Here is a 6,433-nt window from a genome sequence, read left to right as displayed (position 1 = left end):
TGTGCTAAAGCGAATGTGGCGTCTTCCTCTCTCATATCGACGGGCAAATTTGGATAGACCGTCGTTGAACTGACCATCAAAAGCTTTTCCACGCGGCTTACTTTTGCAGCTTCAACTAGGCGTTGCCATTGCAGTGCATACTCTTCACCGTTGCCTTTGCGAAAACCTGGCGGAAAAGCTCCCACAACGCGCTCGATATGGTGCTGTTTGATAATATCAATGAGGTGTTGCTCGGAGTTGAGTTCATTGAGATCGAGTAGGGCAGTGGAAATGGAGGAGATTGGGAATTCATCAAGCTTTGCTTGGCTTCGGCGAGTGGCTGTAACTCGATGTCCCTGCTCGGATAAGACTTGTACAAGTGGTGTTCCTAGCCAGCCTGCGCCAACGATCAATGTATTTGCCATCGGTAAGTTCCTACTTTAGACCCCGATTATGATTCGAACAGGGTTTGTAATTCTAATCTGGCTTGCTGGTGTAGGGGATCGGAGTGCCATTTTTGGTGTTGTATCAAGTCGATATTAACTTGCCATGCCAGTTTTGTGAATTCTTCACCAATTTTGGTCAATGTATTGGGCGAGTGTGACACCAAATGATTTGGAAGAAAGCACCAGCCAAATCCCTGATTTGCCAGTTCCAATAAGATGTAATAGTTGTCAGCGTACCAGATATCGGGGCTCAGCGCCTGATTGATTCCGCTAGTATCGGCACTCTTTGAACGAATAACCAATTGTCTATGTTGCTTTAATTCGTCGATATGACGAATTTTTTGCGTCGCTAAAGGATGTTTTGAAGAAATGAAAACATCAAATCCAATATTTCCCAGATTCGAGAAGTCAATATTTTCCGGCATTTGTAGGTCGCTGAGAATGATGCCTGTTGTTGCTCTTCCTGATTTTACCAACTCGATGATGTCTGGGCTTGAGCCCGTCAAACATTCAACTTGGATATCTGGGAATTGCTGCTCAAGTTTTTTGAGTGCTTTAGGGAGGTTAGTAAGTGGAATTCCCTCATCGACAGCGAGGATGAACTGTGTCGCTTGTGGTGAAAATAGCTGGCAAGCTTTATTGTTAAGTCGGTTCAACTGGCTGATGGTTGCCAATGCATAAGGTAAAAGCTCTTGGCCTTTTTCAGTTAACTTGGGGTAGCGACCCGAGCGATCGAACAAGTCGACGCCGCAATCGAGTTCCATATTCATTATATGTTGGCTCACCACAGACTGAGCTCGGCCAAGCTTCCTAGCTGCTGCGGAAAAAGAACCGACTTCTGACGTGGCAACAAAAGCCTGTAATTGTTCAATAGTAAACATATCGCTTATACCGATGGTATCTAACTTTTTATCATCTTAATAATAGATAAAATGCGCGTCATTGAGTAGAACTATTTAGGTAAATAATCATGACTCGTAACGAACGTATTTTTCACGCAGTATTATTCGAAATGATTGCGCTAGCGATCATTGTACCAGTGACATCCTTGATCACAGGGAAGGGGTCAAGTGATTTAGCAGTGGTAGGAATCGGCTTGAGCCTGTACACGGTCGTATGGAACTACATTTACAACCTTTACTTCGATAAGTGGTTTGGTTCAAACCGAGAAGAGCGAAGCTTAATGATGCGCATTGGCCATACGATTGGTTTTGAAGGAGGGTTGATCTTTATTACGATTCCGGTCATCGCTTGGTTTTTACAAATCACGCTATTGCAGGCTCTAGCGCTAGAAGCTGGTTTCTTAATCTTCTTCTTGTTTTATGCAACAGGCTTTAACTGGGCGTATGACAGAATCCAACCATTTGGAAAGTTTAGAAAACTCATTGCTTAGGGTCGATAAATGACGTGATAAAAAAGCCACCAAAATGGTGGCTTTTTCTTGTTAGGAACTCGAGGCTTTGTTTATTGCTATTCGGCAGAAAGCACACGTAGGATTTTGTCGGCATGTTCCGCGATTTCGATGCCTTCATCGGTTAGATAACCACCATCAGGCTGAGTACATAGCTGTTTTGCATACAGACGTGATACTGCTGCGTGCATCTCTTCAGATGCTTCTTTGTGAACTTTAATGCCAGTTGCTGCGCTGCTTAGATCGAATTGAAGAAGCAGGTTCAGTTCAGCGATATGGTCAGCAGAATATTTCATAGGTAATTCCTTCGTACTTTTTTATCCAAGCTAGTCTGAAAATAGAGGTTGGGCAATAGAAATCCGTTAGAAGTGTTAAGTGTAGCGCTATAGGGCTGATATAACGCGGGATTTTTATTCGATAGTAAACATGCGAACAAAAAATACTTGATGGTTAGGGTAAGAACTCATAGTTGAGTTTTATCGATTACCGTCTCAACAACAACAAATATAGTAAACATTAAAAATAGCCCTTGAAAAACTCTGGAAATGGAGCGATTATCCGCGCCTCGTTAATTGTTTCTAAATGTTACACTTCCATGAACTTCAATCAGTTTGACTCACTACTACCGCCTCAGGCTGCTGAACGTGCCGCCGAAGTAGGTGTTGGCAAAGCGACCAAAGCTCCAATGAAATCTTTCCTGCTGGCGATTTCTGCAGGCATTCACATTGGTATTGCTTTTATTTTCTACACAACGGTAACCACAGGTGCAGGCGATATCCCTTGGGGTATTACACGTCTTATTGGTGGCTTGGCGTTTAGCCTTGGCTTGATTTTAGTTGTGGTAACGGGTGGTGAACTGTTCACCAGTTCGGTACTTACACTCGTTGCGCGCGCGAGTGGCAAGATTTCATGGAAAGCCCTTATGAAGAACTGGCTAGTGGTTTACTTCGGCAACATGGTTGGCGCAGTACTGCTGGTAGTATGTATGTTGATCACTAAGCAATACATGTTCGATGGCGGTCAAGTAGGCTTGAATGCAATGGCTATTTCGCAACATAAGTTGCACCACGGTTTCTTCCAAGCCGTCGCATTGGGCATCATGTGTAACGTTTTAGTATGTATCGCTGTTTGGATGACGTTCAGCGGTCGCACTCTAACTGATAAGATCGCCGTAATGATCTTGCCAGTCGCGATGTTTGTTTCTGCTGGTTTTGAGCACTGTATTGCGAACATGTTCCAAGTGCCAATGGCGATTGGTATTAAGTATTTTGCGCCAGAGTCTTTCTGGCAAATGACAGGTGCCAACATCGCTGACTACGCGGATCTAAATATGATCGGTTTCTTGATGAACAACCTGATCCCTGTGACGATCGGTAATATCATCGGTGGTGGTGTCTTCGTTGGCATGTGGTACTGGATGATCTACCTACGTGATGAAGACAAGCATCTGAAATAGTTTTCAAAAAAGGCAAGCCCTATGGCTTGCCTTTCTTTTATCTGAATGTTTTAACTGATTCGTTAGACGAGCTCTTCATTGATGCCAAACTCATTTGGGATCCAATGGGACGTCATTTCTACAGGCTCCTGTGTGAGCCAATCTACTATTGCTTCTGACACTAAGTCATCGATCTTTTCGTGGGTGGCCAACCTATCCATGATGCTCTCTCCCTTCGTCGGTTAACTGCACTCTAGGAGGAGTAGATGACGCTTCTATGACCAACTCGTGAACGTTTGATTGATGAGCAGAGATTGATCTTAAAGTTGCACCTATGTTTCTTGTTGCTTATGGGTTTGTGTGGGTTATCCACATTTTCTGTGGATAACCTGTCTCAAAGATCGTGAGTATCTTTTTGGATCGAGAAAAATTCATAAAATGAGATGCTTATGTGATGTCAAAGTGACCAGTTTTACGGTTTTTCCTTGTTGATAAACTTCACTTTTATGAGGCCTTCTTTGGTTTGTACACAGCTCTGGGTCATCTCCAAAGTGATCGCGACAGACACACTCAGCATGACAAAAATCGCCAGCATGATGACCAACTGGTACTTGATTGCAACCATTGGGCTAGCACCACCTAAGATTTGACCAGTCATCATTCCTGGAAGCGTCACCAAGCCAGTCGTTGCCATAGAGGCGAGAATTGGGGCCAGAGATTTACGAAGCGCTTCCTGAAGAAAAGGTAAGGAGGCGTATTTGGGGGATGCACCTAAAGATATAGCGGCTTCATATTCAGATTTTCTTTGTTCGAATGCAGTGAATAAGTTCTGCAGGGCAACGATGTTGCTGCTCAAGCTGTTGCCTAGCAGCATGCCTGCCAAAGGGATCATATATTGTGCATTGTAGAATGGTTCGGGTTTTACCAAGCCGAAAATAATAGCGGAAAGGATAGGGAGTAAGCTGCATGCTAATCCGGTGATTAGGGGCAGCATAAGTGGTTTTTTGGGTAAGTTTGCTTTACCAACAATAGAGATCGCCCCAACAATAACCATGATTGCTAGCCAAAGAAGATTCACCAGCAAACTGTTTAAATTAAACAGGTATTCCAGATATACACCGACAAGAATCAACTGAATGGTCATGCGGGCGACACTCATTGCGGTATCTGTGGCAATGCCTAGTTTGTACCTAGCGTTGATTGTGAGTGGGACTAAAAGAATTAGGCTGAAAAGTGCTAATTCAAACCAGTTTATATCGACAACGTGCTCCATAAATCCTCTCCATAAATCAACATTGTGATTTTAACGGAGTACGTTTGCTTTATGAATCAAGTTACTCTTCTTTTTCGTAATCTTCCTTCGAGAAAATAACCTTCAAGTAGTGGGTTTTTATTAACATAAACTTCACAAGATACTAGATTTAGACGGAAAATCAGTAATTCTCTAGCACAAAAAAATCCGCAAAATTGTAAACAAAGTTATACTGATGTTATATGATTAACAAATTTACAAAAGACTTATTTTTACACATCTATTAATATTTTTTAATAAAGAATATCAATCAAACACATATCCGGATGAGCTCAAAAAAGTATTGAATAACAAGGGTTGAAGTGCCGGATTTAATTGAACCTTACTAATAGTATGGTCTAACATTTTCCAATAGAGATTGTACAAAAACTTAAGCTTGGTAATACAGGCTTTCCATAACACTAGATACAAAATAGGCAAATGTATGAGTGATGTTAACAAAGTTGAGAGTGGTGAAAAACGCTCACTGGAGTGGAAGTCTTTCCTCTTCATTGCAGTTGTTCTCTTCCCAATTCTGAGTGTGGCTTTCGTAGGCGGCTACGGATTTATTGTTTGGGCACTGCAAGTGTTCTTCTTTGGTCCTCCAGGCGCGCACGGCATGTAAGCCGGTGAGCTCATAACCACACTTTTGAAAAGATTTTAAGAGAGCAAATAATGAAATCATTAATCATTAAACTGTGGCGTACGATGACGCGCCCGGCAGTTCATATCAGCCTTGGCGTGCTGACTATGGGCGGTTTCATCGCTGGTGTTATTTTCTGGGGTGGCTTTAACACAGCCCTAGAAGCTACCAACACAGAAGAATTCTGTATCAGTTGTCACACAATGCGTGACAACGTATACGTTGAACTGCAAGACACAGTTCACTGGAAAAACCACTCTGGTGTTCGTGCTACTTGTCCAGACTGTCACGTTCCACACAACTGGACTGATAAGATCGCTCGCAAGATGCAAGCATCTAAAGAAGTATTTGCACAGGTATTTGGCAACTACGACGAACCGGGTGTTTTCGAAGAGCGTCGTATCGAACTTGCTAAACACGAATGGGATCGTTTCTCTGCGAACAAATCTCTAGAGTGTAAAAACTGTCATAACTACGAGTCTATGGACTTTGAGCAAATGTCTCCAACCGCTCGTATCCAAATGAAACAAGCTGCTGAAAAAGATCAGAGCTGTGTTGACTGTCACAAAGGTATCGCGCACAACCTACCAGCTGGTATGGACAGCATTGGCGGTATCGTTGGTGACCTTGAAGGTATGACTTCAAACACTGACTACGGTGTTGGCCAACAACTTGTAAGTGTTCGTCACCTACCAATCTACTTCGACGACAAAGGTGCTAAAGAAGCTGGTCTTCTAAACCCAGCATCGACTGTTAAAGTACTGGAAGATAAAGGCGACTACGTTGAAATCGAAATCGATGGCTGGCGTAAAGCGAAAGGCTTCGGTCGTGTAATTCAAGAAGACTTCGGTAAGAACATTGCAGTAGCATCACTACTAAAAGAAGCATCAACAGACGCTAACGTTGTGACTGCTGGTGAGAAGAAAGTTGATGAGCTAACTGGTCTTCCTTGGGAGAAAGTCGCTGCGAAGGTATGGATCAAGAAAGAATCTATGCTGAACGACATCAACCCTGTATGGGAAAAATCGAAAGAAGCTTACAAAACTAACTGTTCTGTATGTCACACACAACCTGCTGAAGCGCACTTCGATGCGAACACATGGCCAGGTATGTTCGACGGTATGCTAGCGTTCGTTAACCTAGATACAGACAGTGAAGCACTGATCTTGAAGTACCTACAGAAGCACTCTTCAGATTATGCTGAAGGTCACCACTAATAAGCGTCGGA

General features: G+C 43.0%; 9 protein-coding genes. 4 read left to right on the top strand and 5 right to left on the bottom strand.

Translation table 11 applies throughout. The features are described from left to right. Window positions 1–404, bottom strand: a 404-nt coding sequence (locus B853_RS08805; RefSeq protein WP_128826858.1) for an NAD(P)H-binding protein, incomplete at its 3' end; no start/stop codon positions are given. 26 nt (window positions 405–430) lie between these two features. Then, window positions 431–1,306 carry a LysR family transcriptional regulator gene (locus B853_RS08800; protein ID WP_010449127.1) on the bottom strand — a complete coding sequence of 292 codons (876 nt, stop codon included), beginning with the start codon at window positions 1,304–1,306 and terminating at the stop codon, window positions 431–433. 89 nt (window positions 1,307–1,395) lie between these two features. Here B853_RS08800 and B853_RS08795 point away from each other — a divergent pair, with 89 nt between their 5' ends. After that, the gene (locus tag B853_RS08795; protein ID WP_010449125.1) at window positions 1,396–1,818 is read left to right on the top strand and encodes a PACE efflux transporter; all 423 of its coding nucleotides are present in this window, start codon (window positions 1,396–1,398) and stop codon (window positions 1,816–1,818) included. 77 nt (window positions 1,819–1,895) lie between these two features. Here B853_RS08795 and B853_RS08790 read toward each other — a convergent pair whose 3' ends face one another. Then, window positions 1,896–2,132, bottom strand: coding sequence for a TIGR02647 family protein (locus tag B853_RS08790; protein WP_010449124.1), 237 nt, complete (start codon window positions 2,130–2,132; stop codon window positions 1,896–1,898). Between the two features lie 299 nt (window positions 2,133–2,431). Between B853_RS08790 and focA the strand changes: the two genes are divergently transcribed. After that, the gene (gene focA / locus B853_RS08785) at window positions 2,432–3,292 is read left to right on the top strand and encodes a formate transporter FocA (protein WP_010449123.1); all 861 of its coding nucleotides are present in this window, start codon (window positions 2,432–2,434) and stop codon (window positions 3,290–3,292) included. A gap of 62 nt (window positions 3,293–3,354) precedes the next feature. Here the strand turns inward: focA and B853_RS25990 are convergent, their stop codons facing one another. Beyond that, window positions 3,355–3,492 (bottom strand): hypothetical protein, encoded by a 138-nt coding sequence (locus B853_RS25990; RefSeq protein ID WP_010449122.1) that lies wholly within the window; start codon window positions 3,490–3,492, stop codon window positions 3,355–3,357. Window positions 3,493–3,743: 251 nt separating this feature from the next. Continuing rightward, window positions 3,744–4,544, bottom strand: a complete 801-nt coding sequence (locus B853_RS08780; RefSeq protein ID WP_038882812.1) for an ABC transporter permease — start codon at window positions 4,542–4,544, stop codon at window positions 3,744–3,746. A gap of 463 nt (window positions 4,545–5,007) precedes the next feature. Here B853_RS08780 and torE point away from each other — a divergent pair, with 463 nt between their 5' ends. Next, window positions 5,008–5,187, top strand: coding sequence for a trimethylamine N-oxide reductase system protein TorE (gene torE / locus B853_RS08775; protein WP_010449120.1), 180 nt, complete (start codon window positions 5,008–5,010; stop codon window positions 5,185–5,187). Between the two features lie 50 nt (window positions 5,188–5,237). Beyond that, window positions 5,238–6,422 carry a pentaheme c-type cytochrome TorC gene (torC, locus tag B853_RS08770; RefSeq protein WP_038884502.1) on the top strand — a complete coding sequence of 395 codons (1,185 nt, stop codon included), beginning with the start codon at window positions 5,238–5,240 and terminating at the stop codon, window positions 6,420–6,422. Window positions 6,423–6,433 lie beyond the last annotated feature (11 nt).

Origin of the sequence: Vibrio rotiferianus CAIM 577 = LMG 21460 (genome assembly GCF_002741985.1) — a bacterium.
Lineage (GTDB): Bacteria > Pseudomonadota > Gammaproteobacteria > Enterobacterales > Vibrionaceae > Vibrio > Vibrio rotiferianus.
Note: the sequence above shows the minus strand (reverse complement) of the source record. Positions and strands in the feature narration are given on the sequence as shown.